24 protein-coding genes, 1 pseudogene and 1 riboswitch are annotated in these 23,331 nt (G+C 55.7%); of the genes and pseudogenes, 10 read left to right on the top strand and 15 right to left on the bottom strand.

What is annotated here, in order from left to right:
• Nucleotides 1-36: 36 nt before the first annotated feature.
• Together ACQE3Y_RS05535 and ACQE3Y_RS05530 are read right to left on the bottom strand one after the other, a co-directional pair.
• Nucleotides 37-357, bottom strand: coding sequence for a PTS sugar transporter subunit IIB (locus ACQE3Y_RS05535; protein WP_426981039.1), 321 nt, complete (start codon nt 355-357; stop codon nt 37-39).
• 426 nt (nt 358-783) lie between these two features.
• Entirely contained in the window at nt 784-1,494 is a 711-nt protein-coding gene (locus ACQE3Y_RS05530; RefSeq protein ID WP_426981038.1) for a Bax inhibitor-1/YccA family protein, read from the bottom strand.
• A gap of 205 nt (nt 1,495-1,699) precedes the next feature.
• Here ACQE3Y_RS05530 and ACQE3Y_RS05525 point away from each other — a divergent pair, with 205 nt between their 5' ends.
• On the top strand, nt 1,700-3,646 hold the full coding sequence (locus ACQE3Y_RS05525) for a methyl-accepting chemotaxis protein (RefSeq protein ID WP_426981037.1): 1,947 nt from the start codon (nt 1,700-1,702) through the stop codon (nt 3,644-3,646).
• A gap of 65 nt (nt 3,647-3,711) precedes the next feature.
• Here the strand turns inward: ACQE3Y_RS05525 and ACQE3Y_RS05520 are convergent, their stop codons facing one another.
• Nucleotides 3,712-4,800, bottom strand: a complete 1,089-nt coding sequence (locus ACQE3Y_RS05520; protein ID WP_426981036.1) for a DUF1615 domain-containing protein — start codon at nt 4,798-4,800, stop codon at nt 3,712-3,714.
• A 151-nt stretch (nt 4,801-4,951) separates the two neighbouring features.
• On the opposite strand from ACQE3Y_RS05520, the gene ACQE3Y_RS05515 reads away from it, so the two are divergent.
• On the top strand, nt 4,952-5,749 hold the full coding sequence (locus ACQE3Y_RS05515; protein WP_426974151.1) for an OBAP family protein: 798 nt from the start codon (nt 4,952-4,954) through the stop codon (nt 5,747-5,749).
• On the opposite strand, the gene moaE is transcribed toward ACQE3Y_RS05515, so the two are convergent.
• From moaE to moaA, 5 genes are all read right to left on the bottom strand, one after another.
• On the bottom strand, nt 5,743-6,198 hold the full coding sequence (gene moaE, locus ACQE3Y_RS05510; protein WP_426981035.1) for a molybdopterin synthase catalytic subunit MoaE: 456 nt from the start codon (nt 6,196-6,198) through the stop codon (nt 5,743-5,745). The genes ACQE3Y_RS05515 and moaE overlap by 7 nt on opposite strands.
• Nucleotide 6,199: 1 nt before the next feature.
• Complete coding sequence (moaD, locus tag ACQE3Y_RS05505) at nt 6,200-6,445, bottom strand: molybdopterin synthase sulfur carrier subunit (protein WP_085067535.1); 246 nt, start codon at nt 6,443-6,445, stop codon at nt 6,200-6,202.
• Nucleotides 6,438-6,923 carry a cyclic pyranopterin monophosphate synthase MoaC gene (gene moaC / locus ACQE3Y_RS05500; RefSeq protein WP_085067536.1) on the bottom strand — a complete coding sequence of 162 codons (486 nt, stop codon included), beginning with the start codon at nt 6,921-6,923 and terminating at the stop codon, nt 6,438-6,440. The genes moaD and moaC overlap by 8 nt, the downstream gene beginning before the upstream one ends.
• 2 nt (nt 6,924-6,925) lie before the next feature.
• On the bottom strand, nt 6,926-7,441 hold the full coding sequence (gene moaB, locus ACQE3Y_RS05495) for a molybdenum cofactor biosynthesis protein B (protein ID WP_250652167.1): 516 nt from the start codon (nt 7,439-7,441) through the stop codon (nt 6,926-6,928).
• 14 nt (nt 7,442-7,455) lie between these two features.
• Nucleotides 7,456-8,475 (bottom strand): GTP 3',8-cyclase MoaA, encoded by a 1,020-nt coding sequence (moaA, locus tag ACQE3Y_RS05490; RefSeq protein WP_426974149.1) that lies wholly within the window; start codon nt 8,473-8,475, stop codon nt 7,456-7,458.
• Nucleotides 8,432-8,563: riboswitch (molybdenum cofactor riboswitch) on the bottom strand. (Overlaps the previous gene by 44 nt.)
• Nucleotides 8,564-8,868: 305 nt before the next feature.
• Here moaA and ACQE3Y_RS05485 point away from each other — a divergent pair.
• Nucleotides 8,869-9,777, top strand: a complete 909-nt coding sequence (locus tag ACQE3Y_RS05485; protein WP_426981033.1) for a gluconeogenesis factor YvcK family protein — start codon at nt 8,869-8,871, stop codon at nt 9,775-9,777.
• A gap of 103 nt (nt 9,778-9,880) precedes the next feature.
• Here ACQE3Y_RS05485 and uvrB read toward each other — a convergent pair whose 3' ends face one another.
• Complete coding sequence (gene uvrB, locus ACQE3Y_RS05480) at nt 9,881-11,902, bottom strand: excinuclease ABC subunit UvrB (RefSeq protein ID WP_250652165.1); 2,022 nt, start codon at nt 11,900-11,902, stop codon at nt 9,881-9,883.
• Between the two features lie 913 nt (nt 11,903-12,815).
• Between uvrB and ACQE3Y_RS05475 the strand changes: the two genes are divergently transcribed.
• A complete protein-coding gene (locus ACQE3Y_RS05475; protein ID WP_426974147.1) occupies nt 12,816-13,532 on the top strand; it encodes an ATP-binding cassette domain-containing protein in 717 nt (238 codons plus the stop codon).
• 7 nt (nt 13,533-13,539) lie between these two features.
• Here the strand turns inward: ACQE3Y_RS05475 and bioD are convergent, their stop codons facing one another.
• Genes bioD through bioB form a run of 4 tightly spaced genes read right to left on the bottom strand, consistent with a single transcriptional unit; the run spans nt 13,540 to nt 17,128 of the window.
• Entirely contained in the window at nt 13,540-14,211 is a 672-nt protein-coding gene (gene bioD, locus ACQE3Y_RS05470) for a dethiobiotin synthase (RefSeq protein ID WP_426981032.1), read from the bottom strand.
• Nucleotides 14,204-14,962, bottom strand: a complete 759-nt coding sequence (bioC, locus tag ACQE3Y_RS05465; protein WP_426974145.1) for a malonyl-ACP O-methyltransferase BioC — start codon at nt 14,960-14,962, stop codon at nt 14,204-14,206. The genes bioD and bioC overlap by 8 nt, the downstream gene beginning before the upstream one ends.
• Nucleotides 14,943-16,097 (bottom strand): 8-amino-7-oxononanoate synthase, encoded by a 1,155-nt coding sequence (bioF, locus tag ACQE3Y_RS05460; protein ID WP_426974144.1) that lies wholly within the window; start codon nt 16,095-16,097, stop codon nt 14,943-14,945. The genes bioC and bioF overlap by 20 nt, the downstream gene beginning before the upstream one ends.
• On the bottom strand, nt 16,097-17,128 hold the full coding sequence (bioB, locus tag ACQE3Y_RS05455; protein WP_085067545.1) for a biotin synthase BioB: 1,032 nt from the start codon (nt 17,126-17,128) through the stop codon (nt 16,097-16,099). The genes bioF and bioB overlap by 1 nt, the downstream gene beginning before the upstream one ends.
• Before the next feature lie 86 nt (nt 17,129-17,214).
• Here bioB and bioA point away from each other — a divergent pair, with 86 nt between their 5' ends.
• From bioA to ACQE3Y_RS05435, 4 genes are all read left to right on the top strand, one after another.
• A complete protein-coding gene (gene bioA, locus ACQE3Y_RS05450) occupies nt 17,215-18,507 on the top strand; it encodes an adenosylmethionine--8-amino-7-oxononanoate transaminase (RefSeq protein ID WP_426981187.1) in 1,293 nt (430 codons plus the stop codon).
• Nucleotides 18,508-18,581: 74 nt separating this feature from the next.
• Nucleotides 18,582-19,634, top strand: a complete 1,053-nt coding sequence (locus ACQE3Y_RS05445) for an NADP-dependent oxidoreductase (RefSeq protein WP_426981031.1) — start codon at nt 18,582-18,584, stop codon at nt 19,632-19,634.
• Nucleotides 19,634-20,314 (top strand): type 1 glutamine amidotransferase domain-containing protein, encoded by a 681-nt coding sequence (locus ACQE3Y_RS05440; RefSeq protein ID WP_250652157.1) that lies wholly within the window; start codon nt 19,634-19,636, stop codon nt 20,312-20,314. The genes ACQE3Y_RS05445 and ACQE3Y_RS05440 overlap by 1 nt, the downstream gene beginning before the upstream one ends.
• A 12-nt stretch (nt 20,315-20,326) precedes the next feature.
• Nucleotides 20,327-20,803, top strand: a complete 477-nt coding sequence (locus ACQE3Y_RS05435; protein ID WP_426981030.1) for a kinase inhibitor — start codon at nt 20,327-20,329, stop codon at nt 20,801-20,803.
• Here the strand turns inward: ACQE3Y_RS05435 and ACQE3Y_RS05430 are convergent.
• On the bottom strand, nt 20,800-20,970 hold the full coding sequence (locus ACQE3Y_RS05430) for a hypothetical protein (protein WP_426974139.1): 171 nt from the start codon (nt 20,968-20,970) through the stop codon (nt 20,800-20,802). The genes ACQE3Y_RS05435 and ACQE3Y_RS05430 overlap by 4 nt on opposite strands.
• Entirely contained in the window at nt 20,946-21,941 is a 996-nt protein-coding gene (gene pgl / locus ACQE3Y_RS05425; protein WP_426974138.1) for a 6-phosphogluconolactonase, read from the bottom strand. The genes ACQE3Y_RS05430 and pgl overlap by 25 nt, the downstream gene beginning before the upstream one ends.
• Nucleotides 21,942-22,099: 158 nt before the next feature.
• On the opposite strand from pgl, the pseudogene ACQE3Y_RS05420 reads away from it, so the two are divergent.
• Nucleotides 22,100-22,315 (top strand): annotated as a pseudogene (locus ACQE3Y_RS05420) (HAD-IIB family hydrolase); the annotation flags it as partial.
• 124 nt (nt 22,316-22,439) lie between these two features.
• Nucleotides 22,440-23,282: a pyridoxal phosphatase gene (locus ACQE3Y_RS05415; protein WP_426981029.1), complete on the top strand. Its 843-nt coding sequence runs from the start codon at nt 22,440-22,442 to the stop codon at nt 23,280-23,282.
• Nucleotides 23,283-23,331 lie beyond the last annotated feature (49 nt).

Genomic DNA, 23,331 nt, shown 5'->3' with positions numbered 1-23,331 from the left:
GTGAAAAGAGTCTCTTTGACGAAAAATAAACCTGCTTTAATTTCCGGCTGCTTTTTTTATTGCGGCGACGGCCGATTTTAATACGCCTAATCCATCTATTTTGCCATATAACGCTGAGTCAATAACCTCAACCGGTTTCTCTGGCACGAATTTTTGAATATCCTTCAGCATCCAGGCTATTTGCGGTCCCAACAGAATAAGATCCGCCTCGGGAGCTTTTTCAGCCGCCAGCGACTCCGGAAATGCTTCAATGATGACCGGGACCTCATATTTCAGCGCCTGCGCTTTCATTTTAGAAACAAGCAACGAAGTAGACATTCCAGCGGAACAAAACAAGTAAATCGTTTTCTTTCCCATAACAAAATCCTTATATCCCGAATAAATCACTGATTCGAAGAAGCGCCTTCTTTGGCTGTTAATCTAACGGAACAAGCGTTAAACAATAAATAAGCATTTCATTGCCTGAGAGGAGTATACGACATCACTTAAGGAGGGAATATTTATCGGCCACTGAAAATTGTCTCTGCTTGACCTGGCCTTATGACTCTCTTCACATTTTAGCGAAATAATAGCTGGCATGGAGGTGCCTCTTGCAGCTCTGCTTTTTCACCAAAAAATAAAGCACCGAAAAACGGATCTTCCGGTGCTTTATTTACCCGCAGCGGGGTTACTTACTCTACAAGGGGCACTGGCCTGAATACAGGTCTGGTGCTGCTCTGCCGACGGTTGCCGCAGATGCGCAATATGCCCTGGCGGCGATTGTGAAAGATGCGCAGCATACCTCTAGCGACGGTTGCCAAAGATGCGCAGCAGCATCAGGAACAGGTTGATAAAGTCCAGATAGAGCGTTAACGCGCCCATAATTGAATAGCGGCGCAGGTTCTCTTTATCACGCGTATCAATATTTTCTCCTGTTGCCTTTAGCTTTTGCGTGTCATAGGCCGTCAGGCCGACAAACACCAACACGCCAATATAGGTAATCGCCCACATCAGCGCCGGGCTTTTCAGCCAGAAGTTAACCAGCGAAGCCAGTAGCAGGCCAATCAACGCCATAAATAAAATGCTGCCCATTTTGCTGAGATCGCGTTTGGTGGTGTAGCCCCAAAAGCTCATGGCACCGAACATCCCGGCGGTGACAAAGAAGGTGCTGGCGATAGATGAATAGGTATACACCAGAAAAATACTGGCTAAGGTTAAACCGGTCATTGCTGAATAGAGCATAAACAGCGCAGTGGCCACCGCACCACTAAGCTTATGCACCATGCCTGAAAGCACAAATACCACCGCCAGTTGCGCAATGATCAGCCCAAAAAACGTAATACGGTTGGCGAATACCAGCTCCATTACCGCAGGCGTATTCGCCGCATACCAGGAAATAAAGGCAGTCAGCAGCAGACCACAAGTCATCCAGCCATAAACCTGCGCCATGTAAGTTTGCAGGCCGGTACCGGCGCGCTGCACGATAGTCTCTTGCGAGTGTGGAAATCGATTCATTGATCCCCCTAATTATGTGAAGTAACAGGTCTCTCAAGTGTGGCATAGATTTGACGAACTATGCATATCTCGCTAATAAACGCAACGGATAAAGTAAGTATATGTAATCATCACTCAACTTTATTAATTTATTGCCGATAAGCTGTACAGAAGGACACTCACTGACAGGAGGTTATTTTAATTTTTTACTTTTCCGGGGAATGACATGACCACTTTATCTGCCAGTCGGCGCAAAATGCGCACCCAGACCCTGATGCTGCTAACCGGCGTCATTACCATCTCCCTCGGGTTTATTCTCACTATCGGCTTACTCAGTAGCCAGTCACGCGATCAGCAGCGCCAGCTGGCGCAGGATTACCTGCAGCAAATCGCCAGGGCCAACGCGCAACAGGTGCAAAACAAGCTCGACGAGGCATTACACACTGCGCGTGCATTGGGTAATGACAGCTGGAGCTTAAAAGAGGCGGGCGTGCCGGAGCGCCGGGCGCTGGATCGTATGCTGACCGCTACGCTGGGTTCGCATCAGGATTACCTTTCAGTCGCACTGGCCTTTGAACCCAACGCGTTTGACGGCAGAGATGCGGAATTTGCAGGCCAGCCGGACCAGGATGCTACCGGTCGCTATGCACGCTATACCGATCGCAACAGTGAGGGGCAGCTCGCGCTCCATAACCTGGTAGACTATGAGAAGCCGGGTATTGGTGACTATTACCTGCTGCCGCGTCAGCGCATGAAAGATGTGATCCTCGAACCTTATCATTATCCCTATAACGGCGTAGAGGTGATGCTGACTTCGGTTGCCGCGCCGATCATCAAGGATGGTCAGTTCAAAGGCGTGGTCACCGCTGACTTCTCGCTGGAGACACTGCAAAAAGTGATTGGCGCCATCAAGCCGTGGCAGGGCAAGGGTTATGCGATGCTGCTGTCGCATCAGGGTAAAGTTATCGCCAGCCCCGATCCATCGCTGGCAGGCAAAGCCTGGCAGGGAGAAAAAGGTGAAAACCTCACGGTGCATGAATATCAGGATCCGTTCCTGAAGCAAGCCACATTTATTAGCTGGCAACCAATCCATATCGGCAACAGCGAAACGCCATGGCAGCTGGCGATTGTCGCACCAGTCAGTGATGTCATGGCCGCCGCTAACCGTCAGCTTATCTGGGCACTGGTGTTGATGCTGGTCAGCATTGTGGTGGTCTGCGGCGTGCTGGGCCTGATCTTCAGTCGTAAAATCGCACGTCCCGTTGGCGGCGAACCGGCCGAAGCAGCAAGCCTTGCTCTGGCGGTTGCACAAGGCGATTTAAGCCGCACCATCAATGTGCAGGCGAAAGATCAGCAAAGTATTTTTTACGCCATGCAAACCATGCAACAGCAGCTGCGTAGCATGGTGAGCGAGATCATGACCGCCAGTGCCTCGGTACGCAGCGGCGCAAGCGAAATCGCCAGCGGCAACCTCGATCTCTCTGCACGCACTGAGCAGCAGGCTTCCGCGCTACAGGAGACGGCAGCCAGCATGGAGGAGCTAACCGCCACGGTGAAGCTGAATGCCGATAACGCGCACCAGGCCACGGAGCTGACCGACAACGCCACGGCAATAGCCGGACGCGGCGAGGCGCTGGTACAGCAGGTGGTAGAGATCATGGCGCAGATTGACGAAAGCTCGCGCAAAATCGGTGATATCACCAGCCTGATCAGCAGCATCGCTTTTCAGACCAATATTCTGGCGCTGAACGCGGCGGTAGAGGCGGCGCGTGCCGGTGAACAGGGACGCGGCTTTGCGGTAGTGGCTTCTGAAGTGCGTAATCTGGCGCAGCGTTCCGCCAATGCGGTAAAAGAGATCACCGCGCTGATCGACGAGTCCTCGTCACGGGTCAGCACCGGCGTCTCGCTGGTGAATGAGACCGGCAAAACCATGAAAACCATGACCGAGTCCGTGGCGGCGGTGCAATCGATTATCGACGAAATCGTTAATGCTTCCGATGAGCAGTCGCAGGGCATCAGTCAGGTCAGCGTGGCGGTCAATGAGATGGATGGCGTTACGCAGCAAAACGCCGCGCTGGTGCAGCAAATGTCGGCTGCCGCCGCCTCGCTGGAAGATCAGGCGCGCCAGCTGGCCGATACGGTTTCCACCTTCCAGCTGGAGCAGCAGCGCTAAGCCAGAGCATTATCCCTTATAACAAAACGGCCCGCCCGTGATGGATTAACGTCACGGGCATTTTTTTAACGCCGCGCCATGCATTGCTGATAGCGGCTGTTAACCCGCTGGGCAAACCAGGCGGTAGTGAGGTTGCGGGTGATTTTCGGGCTTTCCAGACGGATGCCGGGCAGCATTTCACGCGGCATTCGGCGCCCGGCCTGTTTATCGGCCAGCGAGAAGACCTGCTTCCACAGTTCGCTTTTTTCAAACTCCAGCTTATCGCCCTTTTCTAAATCGCGACGGATCGCCCGAGGGCTCATATCGATTTGCCCCGCCAGCGTGCGTACCGCCAGTTCTGTTGCACCCGCCTTATCGGAGCCATAGATAATCAGATCGCCGTCCAGCGCCAGCTTCATGCCGGTAGTGCGCGCCACCGCTGCCTGAAATGCTGCATTGCGGCTGGCGTACCAGCCTGCGTTAAAGTCGGCGAAACGGTACAGCGGCGTGCTGTAATTAGCTGGATAGCCCAGCAGGTGTTTAACGCCAAACCAGATGCCGCCATGACCAGTAAAGACTTCCTGCCGGATGGAGGTTTCCACCGGCCACGGATAGCCTCGCGCATTCGCCTCAGCAAAGGCGATACTTACCTGCATCGGGCCGCCGGTATGAATTGGGTTCAGGTTGCCAAACAGCGTCTGCCCCATCGGTACCATATTAATAAAGTCATCAAAAATGGCGCTCAGCTCTTTTTCTGTACGCACGCTGTCCAGCCGATCGGCATAGCTACGCCCGTTGGGCGATTTAATCAGCAGCGCGGTACGGACCAGAAAGGCGGGAATATGCAGCCGTGCCGCCCGTTTGTTGATCTCGCCCCAGGCAATTTTTGGCAGGCCGGGCACCGGTGAATCGGCGTTAAAATTGGTTTCCTGATCGGCTACGGCAATCACGGCGCAAATATTGCTGTCGCTGGCCTCGATCTGCTGGGTACGAAAAGCAGTGGCCATATCACTGGACCAGTCCGCTTTTTGCCGCACATGCCCCGGCATTAACGCGGTAATGCGCGCCTGCATCTGCTGCGGCGTTTGCTGCGGCGTCTCTTTCTGTTTGCTGGTACAGCCCGCCAGCGCCAGCAGCGCAACCAGCGGCATAAGGCGAAGTAACTGAGATGACATACCTGTCCTTATCGTTTTTGAAGATAAGCGCACCTTAACCACTGCCGCAGCGAAATGCCAGCACCGCTTTCATTCATAGCCCCCTCGCCTTCCCATTTCTCAGTTTTACGCTAACGTTAAGTTTTGTTAATTGTTATTACAGGAGTTATCAATGAAAACCTCATGGTTACCGGTGGTCGCAGCGCTGATGCTGGCTGGCTGCGGCGGCAATAATACCCCGGCGCAGGTGAACACTCCCGGCGCGCCGACTTCAACAAAAATGAAGCTGCTGGATACCGGCGCCGCCGCAATGCAGTCACGCCCGCCGATTGACGCCATTAACGCCTATCTCGACGGCTTTCATTTTTACAACGGCGACAAAGATGGTCAGATGGAAGCGCACCACTACGTCACTATCCTGAATGATGATGTAATGCAGGCGCTGATTTATGACGGCAACACACGCGATGCCCGTTTAATGGGCGTGGAATATATTATCAGCGAGCGGCTGTACAAAACGCTGCCGCCGGAAGAGAAAAAGCTCTGGCACAGCCACAGCTATGAGGTGAAATCGGGCACGCTGGTGGCACCGGGATTGCCTGACACGGCAGATAAAGCGCTGATGACCAAACTGGTTAACACCTATGGTAAAACCTGGCACACCTGGCATACCGACCGCGATAAAACGCTGCCGTTTGGTATTCCAGCGCTGATGATGGGCTTCACCGCCGACGGTCAGCTCGATCAGCGCCTGCTGAAAGATCGCGACGAACGAATGGGAATTGATACACGTAAGATGCGCCAGCAGCGTGCTGATATCATCGCGCATCCGGTAGTCAAAGGCGCTAACGCCTGGCAGGATGGTGAGGTGATCCAGCTCCAGCGCGTCAAGGGCGGCGGTGAGCATGCCCACGGCAGTACGGAATTTGGCACCTCAGAACAGACGAAGCGCCACAAAACCCCTCACTGATCCCAGCGTCCGGCCGCCTGCTGGTCGCTGTGGCGCGCCTCAACCCAGCGATCGCCTTCGGGCGTCGCTTCCCGTTTCCAGAACGGCGCGCGGGTTTTCAGATAGTCCATGATAAATTCGGCGGAAGCGAAGGCCGCACCGCGATGCGCCGCGCTAACGCCGACAAAAACAATCTCATCGCCGGGAAACAGCTCGCCGATGCGATGGATCACGCTCACCCGTTCCAGCGGCCAGCGCGCGCGCGCCTGTTCCACAATCTCTGCCAGCGCTTTTTCCGTCATGCCGGGATAATGCTCCAGCGTCAGAGCGGAAACGTGCTCCCCCAGATTGTGATTGCGCACTTTGCCGGTAAAGGTCACCACCGCGCCATCCTGGTCGCAGGCGGAGAGCCACTGATACTCTTCGGCCATATTGAATGGCGCCAGCCCCACACGAATACGGGTCGTCATATTAACCTCCGGTGACCGGCGGAAAGAAAGCGACCTCGTCGCCATCCTGTAACGGATGCTGTAGCGATACCAGCGTCTGGTTTACCGAGGCCAGCAGTTTGCCCGCGCTCAGCGCCAGATCCCAACGATCGCCACGGGCGGCCAGCGCCGCGCGTAGCTCTTCTACCGTGGCATATTCCGCCGGCAGCGATAAAGAAGAGGTCGCCACCAGTTCACGTACCTGCGCGAAAAACAGCACGTTAATCATTATCCACCGCCTGAAAATCCCCTGATTTGCCGCCGCTTTTCTGCAGCAGGCGCACTGACTCAATAACCATATCTTTCTGTACTGCTTTACACATATCGTAAATGGTCAACGCAGCTACGGACGCGGCGGTTAACGCCTCCATCTCTACGCCAGTTTTGCCGGTTAGCCGACAAACCGACTCAATCCGCACCCGATTTTTTTCCGGCTCGGCGGTGAGTTCCACTTCAACTTTGCTCAGCATCAGCGGATGACAGAGCGGGATCAGCTCCCAGGTGCGTTTCGCTGCCTGAATACCGGCGATACGGGCGGTGGCAAAGACGTCGCCTTTATGATGACGTCCCTCAATGATCATTTGCAGCGTGGCGGGCGCCATCACGACGCAGGCTTCCGCGCGCGCTTCACGCAGCGTTTCCGCTTTGGCAGAAACGTCAACCATATGCGCTTCGCCTGCGGCATTAATGTGGGTTAATTGCGACATAGTTATGATTTTTTCAGATGTGATACAAACTGGCAGGGGCGCGTGCGGGCGTCGAGCTGCTCACAGATAATACGTTCCCAGGCGGTCTGGCAGGCAGAGGTCGAGCCTGGCATCGCGAAAATCAGCGTCTGGTTAGCCAGACCGGCCACCGCACGTGACTGCAGAGTTGAAGAGCCAATCTCCTCCCATGACAGCATGCGAAACACTTCGCCGAAGCCTTCAATTTCCCGGTCAAACAGCGGCAGCAGCGCTTCCGGCGTACTGTTTTTGCTGTTAAAGCCGGTGCCGCCGTTGATCAGGATCACCTGAATATCATCGCTGGCAATCCAGCTGGAGACCACCGCACGGATGCGGTAGAGATTGTCTGCAACAATCGCGTGATCGAGCACCTGATGACCCGCTTCGGTCACCGCCTCGCGTAAATAGTCGCCTGAGGTATCATCTGAGGCGTCGCGGCGATCGGAAACGGTCAGTACCGCAACCTGTAGCGCCTGAAACTCCATTGTGGCTTTGCCCATGCTTTACTCCGCGTTTAACCGCCGATAAATGAAAGATTCTGCGTAATGCCGGTGTTGCCCTGATGCAGGAAGTGCGTCTGCTTTTTATGCCCCAGGCTTTCGGCGATGCGCGCCTGTAGCTCAGGCTGCTGCGCATCAGAAACCAGAAGATCGCGTAGCGGCACGCCGCCATCACCAAACAAACAGAGATGCAGATTGCCGGTGGCCGATACCCGCAGGCGATTGCAGCTGGCGCAAAAATCGCGTTCATAAGGCATGATCAGGCCGATTTCGCCCTGATAGTCAGGATGGCTAAACACCTGCGCCGGACCGTCGCTGCGCGCCCGAATCTGGCGCTGCCAGCCCTGCATAATCAGCTGATCGCGGATCACTTCGCCGGAAATATGGTGACGTCGAAACAGATCGCTGCCCTCCCCGGTTTCCATCAGCTCAATAAAGCGTAGCTGAATCGGGCGGTGGCGAATCCAGTCGAGGAAGGTTTGCAGGCTGTGATGGTTAACATCGCGCATCAGCACACTATTGACTTTCACTTTGCTGAAACCGGCCTCCAGGGCTGCGTCAATACCGCGCATGACCTGGTGAAATTTATCCTGACCGGTAATGGCGTGGAATTGACGCGCATCAAGACTATCGACGCTAACGTTAATGGAGGTCAGGCCTGCATCGCGCCAGCGTGCGACATCGCGCGCCATACGGTAGCCGTTGGTCGTGACCGCCAGCTGACGGATCCCCCGGTTTTCACGCACGGCAGCGATGATGTCGACAAAGTCGCGGCGCAGGCTCGGTTCGCCGCCGGTCAGACGGACTTTTTCCGTACCGGCATCGGCAAATGCGCGCGTAACGCGCCGGATCTCATCAAGCGAAAGGAAACTTTTGTTTGTCGCGCCCTGCGGCTTATAGCCATCGGGCAGGCAGTAGGTGCAGCGAAAGTTGCACACATCCGTGATCGACAAACGCAAGTAATAGAACTTGCGGGCATAGGAATCAATAAATTGGGTCACCAGAACACCTTTCCAAATGGGAGATGCAGTCATTTCTTTCTGCACCCTGGCAGCTCGCGGCTGCGGCCAGTGCCCCCTATCTGTCGACGTAGGCGCAAAGGCTTGAGTGTGGTTTTGCCTGTTAAACAGGAATCTGCAAATAGTAACGCCATTTGTCCGGGTATGCCACGGTGAATTTCGTTATATAATTAGATACATATCGCTACTTCGGTGCATTTATCTGCATGATAGCGACAGTTTGCTGCATGATGATTTTAATTAGTCACAAGCGAAGCCCGAACGATGATTGTGATAGCGCATTTTTGCGCGTTGTTTGGCAAATCACAGCCATACTGCTACGGCCAGAGAGTATTAAACGCCCAGAGAAACGATTATCCTGTGGCAATTCGACGGTTAAGATTACCGTCACTTATTGTCAGGAGAATTATGCGTAATCGTACCCTTACGGATCTGGATCGGGTGGTGGCCCTGGGCGGCGGACATGGACTGGGGCGCGTGATGTCGGCCCTTGCTTCGCTGGGCTCACGTCTGACCGGCATCGTAACCACCACCGATAACGGTGGCTCTACCGGTCGTATCCGACAATCGGAGGGCGGCATAGCCTGGGGCGATACGCGTAACTGCCTGAACCAGCTGATTACCGAGCCGGGCGTGGCGTCGGCAATGTTTGAGTACCGCTTTACCGGCAATGGCGAGCTGGCGGGACATAACCTTGGCAACCTGATGCTGAAAGCGCTCGATCATCTCAGCGTGCGCCCGCTGGAGGCGATTAATCTGATACGCGATATGCTGAAGGTGGATGCCATGCTGATCCCTATGTCGGAGCAGCCGGTGGATTTAATGGCAACCGACTGCGAAGGTCATATGGTTTACGGCGAAACGGCAATCGATACGCTGGCGCGGGTACCGCAGGATTTAATGCTGCATCCCAACGTGGCGCCAACGCGCGAGGCGATAGAGGCGATTGCCGAAGCCGATCTGATTTTGATCGGACCCGGCAGCTTTTTTACCAGCCTGATGCCGCTGTTGCTGATGGATGAAATGGCGCAGGCGCTGCGCCGCACGCCCGCTCCGCTGATTTTTATTGCTAATCTGGGCCGGGAACTTAGCCCCGCCGCAGCCAGCCTCAGGCTGGAAGATAAGCTGGCGATCATGGAAAAGTATATTGGTAAAAAGGTGATTGACGCGGTGGTGGTCGGCCCACGAGTGGATGTACAGGGCGTTCAGGATCGGCTGATTGTGCAACAGCCACTGGAAGCGGCGGATATCCCCTACCGTCACGATCGCCAGCTGCTGCGTCTGGCGCTGGAGCAGGCGCTTCAGGCGCTCGGCTAAGGCGCGCCGCCTGCAGCGAAGCCGTCTCCGGGCGGTGGCTTCTGACACGGCCATAAAAAAAGCCGCAGCGGTTCAGGCGGCGGCTTTTTTCGGGACGCATTATTTACGAAGCAGCGATAAACAGCTCGCGTAGCTGATGTAACTGATCGCGCACGTTGGCGGCTTCTTCGAACTCCAGGTTTTGCGCATGCTGCTGCATCTGCGTTTCCAGCTGGTGGATCTTTTTCTGCAGCGCCTGCGGCGTAAGCGCCAGATAACTGGCTTCGGTCTCAGCAGCGCCACGATTGCTGCTCTTGCCGCGTGTTTTCCCTTTGGTCGCGCTTTTGCCCAGTTCAAGAATATCGGTAATTTTCTTGTTCAGGCCCTGCGGCACAATACCGTGCTCAGTGTTGTACTCGATCTGTTTCTCGCGGCGACGCTCGGTTTCGCCAATCGCTTTCGCCATCGAAGGCGTAATCCGATCGCCGTAAAGGATCGCCTTGCCGTTAACGTTACGTGCCGCACGTCCGATGGTCTGAATCAGCGAGCGTTCAGAACGCAGGAAGCCCTCTTTATCGGCATCCAGAATCGCCACCAGCGACACTTCCGGCATATCCAGCCCTTCACGCAACAGGTTGATGCCCACCAGCACGTTGAATACGCCCAGACGCAGATCGCGGATAATTTCCATACGCTCAACGGTATCAATATCTGAGTGCAGATAGCGCACCTTCTCGCCGTGCTCTTCCAGATATTCGGTCAAATCCTCCGCCATGCGCTTGGTCAGCGTGGTCACCAGCACGCGCTCGTTGATCTCAACGCGTTTGCGGATTTCCGACAGCAGATCGTCCACCTGAGTGGCGACCGGGCGCACTTCAATAATCGGGTCGAGCAGACCGGTAGGACGCACCACCTGATCGATCACTTCGCCAGCGGATTTTTCCAGTTCGTAGTTGCCCGGCGTCGCCGAAACATAGATGGTCTGCGGCGCAAGCGCCTCAAACTCTTCAAACTTCATCGGGCGGTTATCCAACGCCGACGGCAGACGGAAACCATACTCCACCAGCGTCTCCTTGCGCGCCCGGTCGCCACGGTACATGCCGCCGATTTGCGGAATAGTAACGTGGGACTCATCCACCACCAGCAGCCCATCCGCAGGCAAATAGTCAAACAGCGTCGGCGGCGGCTCGCCCGGCCCGCGCCCGGAGAGATAACGTGAATAGTTTTCGATGCCGGAGCAGTAGCCCAGCTCATTCATCATCTCCAGATCGAACTGAGTACGCTGCGTCAGGCGCTGCTCTTCCAGCAGCTTGTTGTTCGCCAGCAGCGTTTTACGCCGGTCGGCCAGTTCAAGTTTGATCTCTTCCATCGCCTGCAAAATACGTTCGCGCGGCGTAACGTAGTGCGTTTTCGGATAGATGGTAAAGCGCGGCACCACGGAATCTATCTGTCCGGTCAGCGGATCGAACAGCGACAGCCGCTCTACCTCTTCATCGAACAGCTCCACGCGCAGCGCCAGATCGTCCGATTCCGCCGGGAAAATATCGATCACTTCGCCGCGTACGCGGAAAGTACCACGCTGAAACGCCTGATCGTTACGGCTGTACTGCAGCTCAGCCAGGCGACGCAAAATACTGCGCTGGTCGATAAGCATACCGCGCGACAGGTGCAGCATCATTTTCAGATACAGATCGGGATCGCCAAGGCCATAAATAGCCGAAACCGATGCCACCACGATCACATCGCGCCGCTCCAGCAGCGCTTTGGTGGCGGAAAGACGCATCTGCTCGATATGTTCGTTCACCGAGGCGTCTTTTTCAATAAAGGTGTCGGAGCTGGGCACGTAGGCTTCAGGCTGATAGTAGTCGTAGTAGGAAACAAAATACTCGACGGCATTATCGGGAAAGAATTCTTTCATCTCGCCATACAGCTGCGCCGCCAGCGTTTTGTTGGGCGCTAACACCATCGTTGGCCGGTTAAGATCGGCAATCACGTTGGCAACGGTGAAGGTTTTCCCGGAGCCGGTCACCCCCAGCAGCGTCTGGTGTGCCAGACCGTCCTCAAGCCCCTCTTTCAGACGACGTATCGCCTCTGGCTGGTCGCCGGAGGGCTGAAAGGCGGAGTTAAGTTTAAAGGCTTTACTCATTAGGAATGATCTCTGCTGAAGAATTGCACGGACAGGAGGATAATTTTACTCCGCTTCGATGATTTTTCCAGCGCGTGACACTGGATAAATAATCAGTTATTTTGCCCGATACCCATGAAAAAGGCAAAGCGACAATTTAAAGACTTATCATTACATGGGGATAATATTAAGAGACGCAAGGTTATCCCCAACAGCGGGCAGCATTTAACATTTGTCAATAGGCGCAGCGCAAAAGCCATAGCGGAAAAAAGCGTACGCAATAGCAGGCTTGATTTTAACTAACATGTTGAAATTTAATAAAATATAAATAAAGCCCAGTTTCGCGCCAGTTCAGGAAAAAGCCGCGCCCGCTCTGGCTTGCACGTTGTTTTCACTCGGTAATGCACATGGTTATCCACAGGAATAGTGGATAACTGTTTACAGGCCCCGCAACATCGGGGATGGATAAAATTACGCCCCAGGCTGTAACACGGATGAAATATTTTTTTTTCGCGTTTTTCAGCCTGACCTGCCCCTGAATTTTCTGGTTTAACGCCTGCTATTCGGCGTTACCGCGATTTTTCTACCCTAAACGTCAAGCCGTTATTAATAAATTTTTCTGCCTTATGGTGGTTCTTCTGCACCATAAGCGTGGTCTCATTGGCACCGTCAGCGTGCAGCCCATTTATTACCCGATTAAATTATTAAGTATTTCTGACCATTCAACGTCTGCTGTGCATGCCATAACAGCCCGTCTTCTGCCCGTTTTCGATGATTTGGCCTGTGGATTGCAAGAAAGCATGAACCTCCCATCTGGATTGGCCCTTGAGCCTCCAGGGGATAAGGCGGTGATATCACCTCGCCGACATCTGTTACCTGCCTGACCTGAGGCAGGCGGCGGAATGATTTGAACTGTACGGAAGGAGAATATCAGATGCTGCGTTTACGTTCGGTGAATCAGTTTTACGGTAAAAACCATATCCTGTGGGATGTGGATCTGGACCTGCCGCCCGGCACCTGTACCGGCATCATCGCGCAGCCCGGCATGGGAAAAACCACCCTGGTAAACTGTATTATGGGCCACCTGCCGATTAACAGCGGCAGCATGATATGGCAGCAGGCTGGATCGCCGCCGGAAAATTTACTGATGCAGCCAGCGGCAACGCGCGCGCGGCTGGGGATCGGCTATGTGCCGCAGGGACGGCAGATTTTTTCCCAGCTCAGCGTGGAGGAGAATCTGCTGATCGCCTTGCTGGCTGGTCAGCAGGATCGCCACAGTGCCATTCCGCCGCTGGTTTATGAACTGTTTCCCACGCTGTGGCAGCTGCGCCATCAGCGCAGCGGCGATCTGACCCTGGAGCAGCAGCAGAATCTGGCGCTGGCCCGCGCGCTGGCACTGCAGCCGCAACTGCTGATTTTAGATGAACCAACCGAAGGCATGTCGCCGTGGCTGGAGGAGGAAACCGGTAATTTGCTGCATCGACTGAATCATGAGTTCGGCCTGACGATCCTGCTGCTGGAACAGCGGGTTTCGGTTATTCGTCGCGTAGCGGACTATTTTTTGCTGCTGCATCGTGGACGCAACGTGGCGCAGGGCCACGTTGCGGAACTGGATGAAAAGGTAGTGGATAAATGGCTGGCGGTGAGCTAAACGCGCGTCAGACGGGCAGACGAACATAGTCGCCCAGCGCGGCGTTATCAACCTGTTCCAGCCAGGGGATTTCGCCCAGCAGCGGCGCAGGCAGGCGCTGTTGCAGGGTCGCCATATATTCCTGATGACGTCGGCCCGGCGGCTGAATATCGTTGGCGATCCAGCCCGCCAGCGGCAGCCCTGCATTGAGGATCGCTTCAGCGCTGAGCATCGCATGGTTGATACAGCCCAGTTTAATGCCCACCACCAGGATCACCGGCAGCTGCTCCTCGCGCACCCAGTCAGCATATGTCTGCTGCTCCGACAACGGCGTATACCAGCCGCCCGCGCCCTCGACCAGCACCCATTCAGCTTTTTCCCGTAGCGTCTGCAGCCCGGCGGAAAGCCGCGCAAATTCAATCGGCTGACCGGTATCGGCGCTGACAATATGCGGCGATGTCGGCTCCATAAACACCAGCGGATTCACCTCTTCATAGCTCAGCGGCACGCTGCTGTTACGCTGCAGCGCCAGCGCATCGCCGTTGCGGATGCCCTCCGGCGTCATTTCACTGCCGGAGGCCACCGGCTTATAGCCTGCGGTAAGAAAGCCCGCGCGGTTAGCGGCCTGCAGCAGCGCGCTGCTGGCAACGGTTTTGCCTACTTCGGTATCGGTTCCGGTCAGGAACCAGCAGTTACTCACAATCAATTACTCCGGTTACCAGTTGATAAGAGAGGCGATAGCCGCGTTCATCCTGCGGCCAGTGCTGTGCCAGCTGCTGCAGGCGCTGGCGCGTTAATAGCCCGCTGGCACGCCCCTGATGAATATGAGTGGCACCGATGCCTTTTAGCGATTGCAGCGCGCTGCGCACATCGGGAAAGCGCTGCTCAACCGTTTCGCTGCTCAGCCGCAGCCCCAGGTCGTCGCCAGCACGCTGGATCGCCGCCACGGAAAGAAAGGTATTCACATGTTGATAGTCATCCAGTGCCTGCCAGGCGCTGCGCATCTCATACAGCGAATCCTCCGCCAGAGTAGAAAACAGCACCCGTCCGCCAGGGCGCGTTACCCGACACAGCTCGCGCAGCCCCTGCGCCAGATCGTCGCACCACTGCATCGCCAGATTACTCCAGCAGATATCCACGCAACGCGCATGCAGCGGCAGCGCCTCAATATCACCCAGCAGATAGTGATGCGCGGTCTCATCGCGCCGCGCCTGTGCCAGCATGCCTGGCGAAAGATCGAGGGCAACGACCTGATGACCCTGCTCGCGCCAGCGTCGGCTGAACCAGCCGGTGCCGCAACCCGCATCCAGCACGGTTCCGCCGGATAACGCAGGCTGCAACGCCATAAGGCGTTCTCCGCTGTAGCGCTGCAGTTCGGCAAAGCGGTCGTAACCGCCTGCCGCGCGGCCAAATGCCTGCGCCACCGCCTGCTTATTCACTTTGTGCGTCATACAGCGCCTCCAGTAGCCGATCGATATCGTCCGCCGTGTGACTTGCGGTTAAGGTAAGACGCAGGCGTGCCGTGCCCGGCGGCACCGTGGGGGGGCGAATCGCTGTAACCCAGCAGCCGCGCTGACGCAGACGGCTGGCGAGCGTCATCGCCTGGCTATCCTCACCCACCAGCAGCGGCTGGATAGCGGTGGAGGAAGGCAGCAGCATCAAGGAGAGTTGCGCGGCGCCGTGACGAAAGCGGGCAATGTTCGCCGCCAGTTGTTGACGCAGATCGTCGCCCTGCTGGACAGCGTGCAATGCCGCACGCAGCGCTTCGGCCTGCGCTGGCGGCATTGCCGTGCTGTAGATCAGATGGCGGGCAAACTGCAGCAGATAATTAGCGGTGTCGTTATCGCACAGCAACGCCGCGCCGCTGATGCCAAACGCTTTGCCAAAGGTCACGATCAGCAGTTCTGGCCTGACGCCCTGCTGCCAGCAGCTGCCGCGTCCCTGTTCGCCCTGTACGCCGATACCATGTGCATCATCCACCAGCAGCCAGCCGCCTGCCTGCTGAGTAAGCTGATGCAGCGCGCCCAGCGGCGCGCTGTCGCCATCCATGCTGAATACGCCTTCGGTGACCACCAGCGTTTCGCCCGCCTCTTGCGGGGTTAACAGACGTTGCAGGCTCTCTGGCTGATTATGGGCAAAACGCCGCAGCGTGGCCGGACTGAGGCTGGCCGCTTCCAGCAGCGAGGCGTGTGACAGTTTATCCGCCAGGATACGGTCGCCCGCCTTTGCCAGCGCGCCGATCGCAGCCTGATTGGCGGCATAGCCGGAATTAAACAGCAGCGCACAGGGATAGCCAAGCCAGTCAGCCAGCTCCGCTTCCAGCTGAGCGTGCGGCAACGCATAGCCGGTGACATGGCCCGACGCCCCGGCACCCACGCCGTAGCGTTCAGCGCCCTGCTGCCAGGCCTGCACCAGACGCGCATCATGGCTCAGCCCGAGATAATCATTGCTGGCGAAGTTGCGGTAGCGTTTTCCGTTATGCAGCAGCCAGCCCGCGCGGCTCTGTTCCAGCAGACTGCGCTGACGAAAGCGCTGCTGCTGTTGACGCTCGGTCAGCGCTGCTGCAATCCGATGTTGCCAGCTCATTACTGGGCCGCGTTGTAATACTGTGGGGTATCGGCGTTAACCAGCTGCTGCGCCAGCGCCTGTTGCTGTTCGTTATCCCCGGCGTGAGTGTGGGTGTGCTCAGGATTAAGGCCCAGCTTACGGAACAGCAGCAGATCCTTATCCTCTTCCGGGTTAGGCGTGGTGAGCAGTTTGCAACCGTAGAAAATAGAGTTCGCGCCCGCCATAAAGCACATTGCCTGGGTCTGCTCACTCATCTGCTCGCGTCCGGCGGAGAGACGCACGTGCGAACGCGGCATCATGATGCGCGCCACGGCGATGGTACGGATAAAATCAAAAGGATCGACATCCTCGTTATCCGCCAGCGGCGTGCCTTTGACCTTAACCAGCATATTGATCGGCACGCTTTCCGGCGGCGTCGGCAGGTTCGCCAGCTGTACCAGCAGCGCGGCGCGATCCTTTACCTCTTCCCCCAGGCCAACGATGCCACCGGAGCAGACTTTGATCCCCGCCTCGCGCACTTTTTCCAGCGTATCCAGTCGCTCCTGATAGGTGCGGGTAGTGATGATATTGCCGTAAAACTCCGGCGAGGTATCAAGGTTATGGTTGTAAAAATCGAGTCCCGCTGCGCCCAGCCGCTGTGCCTGCTCATCGTTAAGGGTACCCAGCGTCATACAGGTTTCCAGCCCCATCGCCTTTACGCCCTGCACCATTTTTTCCAGGTAAGGCATATCGCGATCGTTGGGGTTTTTCCATGCCGCGCCCATACAGAAACGGGAGGAGCCTGCCGCTTTCGCCTTACGCGCCGAGGCCAGCACCTCTTCCACTTCCATCAGGCGTTCCGATTCCAGCCCGGTTTTATAACGGGCGCTTTGCGGACAGTATTTGCAATCTTCCGGGCAGGCACCGGTTTTAATCGATAACAGCGTACTCACCTGTACCTGACGCGGGTCGAAGTGCTGCCGGTGTACCTGCTGCGCTTCAAACATAAGTTCAAGAAAAGGCTTATTAAACAGGGCCTGAGCCTGTGCCAGCGTCCAGCGCATTGACATTGCTTACTCCAGAAAGGGTCGTTTTTATCATGGTATCTGATGTAGACTTGTAAACTAAATCTTTTTATTTTGGTTTACAAGTGATCATGACTTCTGACGATCTCGCCTTCGACCGCGACCATATCTGGCACCCTTATACCTCCATGAGCGAACCGCTGCCCTGTTATCCGGTAGTGGGCGCGCAGGGCGTTCATTTGCAACTGGCCGATGGCCGCCAACTTGTGGATGGCATGTCCTCGTGGTGGGCGGCGATCCACGGCTATAACCACCCTCGTCTGAATCAGGCGCTGCAGCAACAGATGGCGCAAATGTCGCATGTGATGTTCGGCGGTATTACGCATCCCTCCGCCGTGGCGCTCTGTCGCCGTCTGGTCGCCATGACGCCTGCGCCGCTGGAGTGCGTGTTTCTGGCCGATTCCGGCTCGGTGGCAGTGGAAGTGGCAATGAAAATGGCGCTGCAATACTGGCAGGCGCGCGGTGAGCGGCGGCAACGCTTTTTGACCCTGCGACGCGGCTATCATGGCGATACTTTCTCCGCCATGTCGGTTTGCGATCCCGATAATTCAATGCACAGCCTGTGGCAGGGCTATCTGCCTACGCATCTGTTTGCGCCCGCGCCGCAGTGTGGCTTTGATGATTGCTGGGATGAGCAGGATATTGCCGAATTTGCCGCGCAGATTGCCAAGCATGCAGGCAGCCTCGCCGCCGTGATCCTTGAGCCGATTGTGCAGGGCGCTGGCGGGATGCGCTTTTACCATCCTGATTATCTGCAGCAGGTCCGCGCGCTGTGCGATCGCTATCAGGTACTGTTGATTGCCGATGAGATCGCCACCGGCTTTGGCCGTACCGGCAAACTTTTCGCCTGCGACCATGCCGGTATCGCACCTGATATTCTTTGTCTGGGCAAAGCGCTGACCGGCGGCACCATGACGCTTTCCGCCACGCTGACCACACGCGAAGTGGCGAACACCATCAGCAATGGTGCGGCGCGCTGCTTTATGCACGGACCAACCTTTATGGGCAATCCGCTGGCCTGCGCCGTGGCCGATGCCAGTCTGGCGCTGCTGCAGGAAGGCGACTGGCAAACGCAGGTAGCGACCATTGAACAACAGCTACGCACCGCGCTGCTGCCGCTGGCGGCTCATCCGCAGGTAGCGGACGCGCGCGTGCTGGGTGCTATCGGCGTGATTGAAAGCCGTCAGCCGGTGAATATGGCGGCAATACAACGCTTTTTCGTTGAGCACGGCGTATGGATCCGTCCCTTTGGCAAGCTGATCTATCTGATGCCGCCCTATGTGATTACATCGCAGCAGCTGAGCCAGCTAACTGAAGCAATTAAGGCGGCCCTGGATCACGCCGAACTGTTTCTGCCGGGCTAATGCCGACCGCCGTTAAGCGCGGGGCCGTGGGATAAACTACGCTTTTAGCATCCCCATTAGCCAAGGAGTGAATAATGTCACAGCAGAAAGAGCATAATCGCCGCGTCATTCTGGTCTCGCGTCCACATGGTGCGCCGACTTCCGCCAACTTTCGTCTTGATACGCAGCCGGTTCCCACGCCCGGCGAGGGAGAGCTGCTGTTACGGACGGTTTATCTCTCACTCGACCCTTATATGCGCGGTCGCATGAGCGATGCGCCTTCCTACGTTGAGCCTTTTGCCGTGGGAGATGTGCTGGGCGGCGGTACGGTGGCGATTGTTGAGCAGTCGCAGCATCCCGACTATCAGCATGGCGACTGGGTGGTCAGCCAGAGCGGCTGGCAGGACTATGCGCTGTCGGATGGTCGCGGGCTGTTTAAATTACAGGGCCCGGTATTAAAGCACCCTTCGTGGGCGCTGAGCCTGTTGGGAATGACCGGCTTTACCGCCTATATGGGGCTGCTGGATATTGGTAATCCGCAGCCGGGCGAAACCGTGGTGGTGGCCGCCGCAACCGGTGCCGTTGGCTCGGTAGTGGGTCAAATCGCGAAGCTGAAAGGCTGTCGCGTGGTCGGCATCGCCGGCGGCGAAGAAAAATGCCGCTACGCTATGGAAAAACTGGGCTTTGACCACTGTGTCGATCACCGCCGCGACGATCTGGCGCAGCAGCTGAAGCAGCACTGCCCTGACGGCATCGACGTCTATTTTGAAAATGTCGGCGGCAAAGTATTCAACGCGGTATTGCCGCTGATGAACAGCAAAGGCCGAATCCCACTGTGCGGTCTGATTGCCGACTATAACAGCACCGACCTGCCGCAGGGACAGGATCATTTACCGCTGTTCCAGGGAGCCATTCTGCGTAAGCGCCTGCGGGTGCAGGGCTTTATTATCAATCAGGATTACGGCGATCGTTTTGAGGAGTTTTTCCGTCAGATGAGCCAGTGGGTAGCGGAAGATCGCCTGGTATTCCGTGAACATAGGGTTGATGAGCTGGAAAACGCGCCTGAAGCCTTTATCGGCATGCTGGAAGGCAAAAACTTCGGCAAGCTGGTTATTCGGGTAGCAACGGATCAACCGGGAGAGCAGTAATGAAAATTTTAATGGTCTTAACGTCCCACGATCGGCTGGGCGATACCGGCAAAAAAACCGGCTTCTGGCTGGAGGAGTTTGCTGCGCCTTATTATATCTTCAAGGATGCCGGTATCAGCGTGGTACTTGCCTCGCCGCAGGGCGGGCAGCCGCCGCTCGATCCGAAAAGCGACGAGCCGGATGCGCAGACCCACGATACCCAACGCTTTCGTCAGGATATTGCTGCTCAGCAGGCGCTGGCGAACACGCAACGTCTGGAAACCATTGATGGCAGCAAGTACGACGCGGTATTTTATCCCGGCGGCCACGGTCCGCTATGGGATCTGGCCGAGGATAAGCACAGTATCGCGCTGATTGAAAATCTGTTCGCCAACGGTAAGCCGGTCGCTACCGTTTGCCACGCGCCTGGCGTTTTGCGCCATGTGAAAAAACCAGACGGTACACCGCTGGTAGCGGGTAAACGCGTCACCGGCTTTACCAACAGCGAAGAGCAGGCGGTCGGACTGTCAGATATTGTGCCTTTCCTGGTAGAGGATGAGCTGAAGAAACAGGGCGGCCTGTTTGAACGCACCCAGGACTGGGGCGTCTGGACGGTAACTGATGGTCATCTGATCACCGGCCAGAATCCCGCTTCTTCTGCCGCCACCGCCGAAGAGTTACTGAAACTGTTGCATCAATAAAATGGAGAGGCGATGAGGGTTTATAGTCACAATTTCAACGACGGCGAAAAGATGCCGGAACGCCATGTCTTTAATGGCATGGGTTATCAGGGCGATAACATTTCACCGCATCTTGCCTGGGATGAGGTGCCGGAAGGCACGAAAAGTTTTGTCGTGACCTGCTACGATCCTGATGCGCCGACCGGTTCCGGCTGGTGGCACTGGGTGGTGGCGAATATTCCTGCTGACGTCACGGTACTGCCACAGGGCGCGGGTTCCGGCCAGGCATCGCTGCCTGAAGAGGCGATCCAGACGCGCACCGATTTTGGTAAAGCGGGCTACGGCGGCGCGGCCCCGCCGCAGGGCGAAAGCCACCGCTATATTTTTACCGTACATGCGCTGGACGTGGATAAAATCGAGGTGGATGAAAACGCCAGCGGCGCGATGGTGGGCTTTAATGTCCATTTCCACCGCCTCGCCAGCGCATCGATTACCGTGAATTACAGCTAATAGTATTCAGCGGGGCGCTGGTGCGCTCCGCCTGCTGCCAGCCGCCTGAATTCCTCTTTTGCTTTTACCATCTGCTGACTGAACTGCGTGTTATTGTGCAGCCTTGCCACCATTGCCGCAGCGCTGCGATGCGGCTCAAGTTTTACAGCGCGTGGATCACCACCCACATCGGCCCCTGCCCTACCGCATAGCGCGCCAGCGGCGTCAGCAGCCCCTGCTCGCCATCGATACGATAGACTTCGATATGATGCGATTTCTGCCCTGCCGCAACCAGATACTGGCCGCTGCGATCGATGTTAAAGCCGCGCGGTTGGGTTTCCGTCGGCTGATGCCCTTGCAGAGTTAACATGCTGCCATCTTCGCTGACGCTGAAAATAGTCAGGGTGCTGGAGGTACGATCGCAGGCGTAAAGATGACGACCATTCGGCGTCAGATGAATATCCGCCGCCCAGCGCGTGTCGGTAAAGTCGGCAGGCTGCATATCCAGACTCTGTACGCACTCTACTTCGCCGTGGGCGTTGCGCAGCTTCCAGACGTCAACGGTGCTGTTAAGCTCATTGACGCAGTAGGCATACTGCTGACTGGGATGGAACACCATATGACGCGGGCCTGCGCCCTCAACGGTAGTGACCTGCGGCTGCTGATGCGGCGTGAGTTTTCCGGTGGCATGAACATCAAACAGGCAGATACGATCCTGCTTCAGGGCTGGTACAAATAGCGTCTGGTTGTCGCTGCCGATATTCGCGGAATGGCACCCTTCCAGCCCGTTAATAATCTGGCTCGGCTCCAGCGGTACGCCATCCGCGCCGATCGGGCTAATGCTGACGCAGGCGTCGTTATAGGATCCGCAGAACAGGAACCGGCCCTGATGGTCGGTAGAGATATGCGTCGGGCTGCCCGGCAGCGAGGCCTGCCCCGCTTCGCTCAGCGTGCCATCCTCAGCGATACGATATGCAATAGTACGGAACTGCGGGCGCACGCCTACGTATAAAAAAGGCTGGGTGGGATTCACCACCATCGGCTGCACCTGACCGGCGACATCCACCACTTGCAACAGCGTCAGCGCGCCATCCTCATTCATACGCCAGACGTGAATCTGTTGGCTTTCCGGACTGGCGGTATAAACAACTTGCTTCATGAATTCTCCTTGTCTGATTACCTGTAATTGTTGGCCTGTGGCAAAGGGTAGCGTGTTTTAACCAGACTCGGCGGATTGATTGTGCCGCTATGGTTTGGTGACCAGCACCACAGGGTGTAACATCGCTGCTTTGCTAATAATGACTGGCGGAATTAACTATGAGCTATCGCGTGATTGCCCTCGACCTTGACGGTACGCTGCTGACGCCGCGTAAAACCATTCTTCCTGAATCGCTGGCCGCCCTTGCCGAAGCCCAACGGGCCGGGGTAAAAGTCCTGATCGTTACCGGACGTCATCACTGCGCCATCCATCCTTTTTATCAGGCGCTGGCGTTAGATACACCTGCAATCTGCTGTAATGGTGCCTGTTTGTATGGGTAAAGCATTACTACAAAAAAATCCTGTCCATGCTTCCCTTCCCATGACTTACAAGTGTTGATCAACAAAGCAAGCGGTGTACTATCAGTACATCTTCTAACTAAGACACTGCGAAAATAGCATGGATTATCAGGTAATAGCTCTCGATCTGGACGGCACTTTATTGACCCCAGAAAAAAAAATCCTCTCTGAATCACTCACTGCCTTAGAGAATGCCCGTAAGTCTGGTGCAAAAGTCATCATTGTTACCGGAAGACATTTTGTTGCAATTCACCCATTTTATCAATCACTTGCATTAGATACCCCTGCGATATGCTGTAATGGTGCATTATTGTACAATTACCAAGAAAAGAAGGTGCTTGAGTCTGATCCCCTGCAAGCTGAACAAGCTATTAAGTTGATTGATCTGCTTGATAGTTACGATGTTCATGGATTGATGTACGCCGATGACGCCATGATTTATCAAGAAGCAACCGGGCACATCATCCGTACTGAAAATTGGGCAAGAGCCCTACCAGCATCGCAGCGTCCTGTGTTTAAAAAAGTAAACTCAATACGAGAAGCCGCAGATGACGTATCGGCAATCTGGAAATTTGCTCTTACTGATACTGATATAGTGAAGTTGCAAAACTTTACTGATGTGGTTGAAAGCGAGCTTGGCCTTGCTTGTGAGTGGTCTTGGCATGATCAGGTAGATATAGCCCAAAGCGGAAACAGTAAAGGTAAACGCTTAGCACAATGGGTTGAATCTCAGGGTTTATCTATGAGCCAGGTTATCGCTTTTGGTGATAACTACAACGATATTAGTATGCTAAAGAATGCTGGTCTTGGTGTAGCAATGGGTAACGCTTCTGATAAGGTTAAAGATAGCGCTGATCTTGTTATAGGTACTAATGTTGAGCCAGGAATAGCAGAAATAGTTAATAAGTATTTTTCAGAACAACAATCAACAGCGTGCAACTGAAACAGGAATGTATGAAATGATACAATTTATACCAGAAAATGGAATGCGA

The organism is Pantoea sp. FN0305 (assembly GCF_050113845.1).
In the GTDB taxonomy this organism is placed as follows: domain Bacteria; phylum Pseudomonadota; class Gammaproteobacteria; order Enterobacterales; family Enterobacteriaceae; genus Mixta; species Mixta alhagi.
The sequence above is the reverse complement of the archived record's forward strand: the minus strand, read 5'-3'. Positions and strand labels throughout refer to the sequence as shown.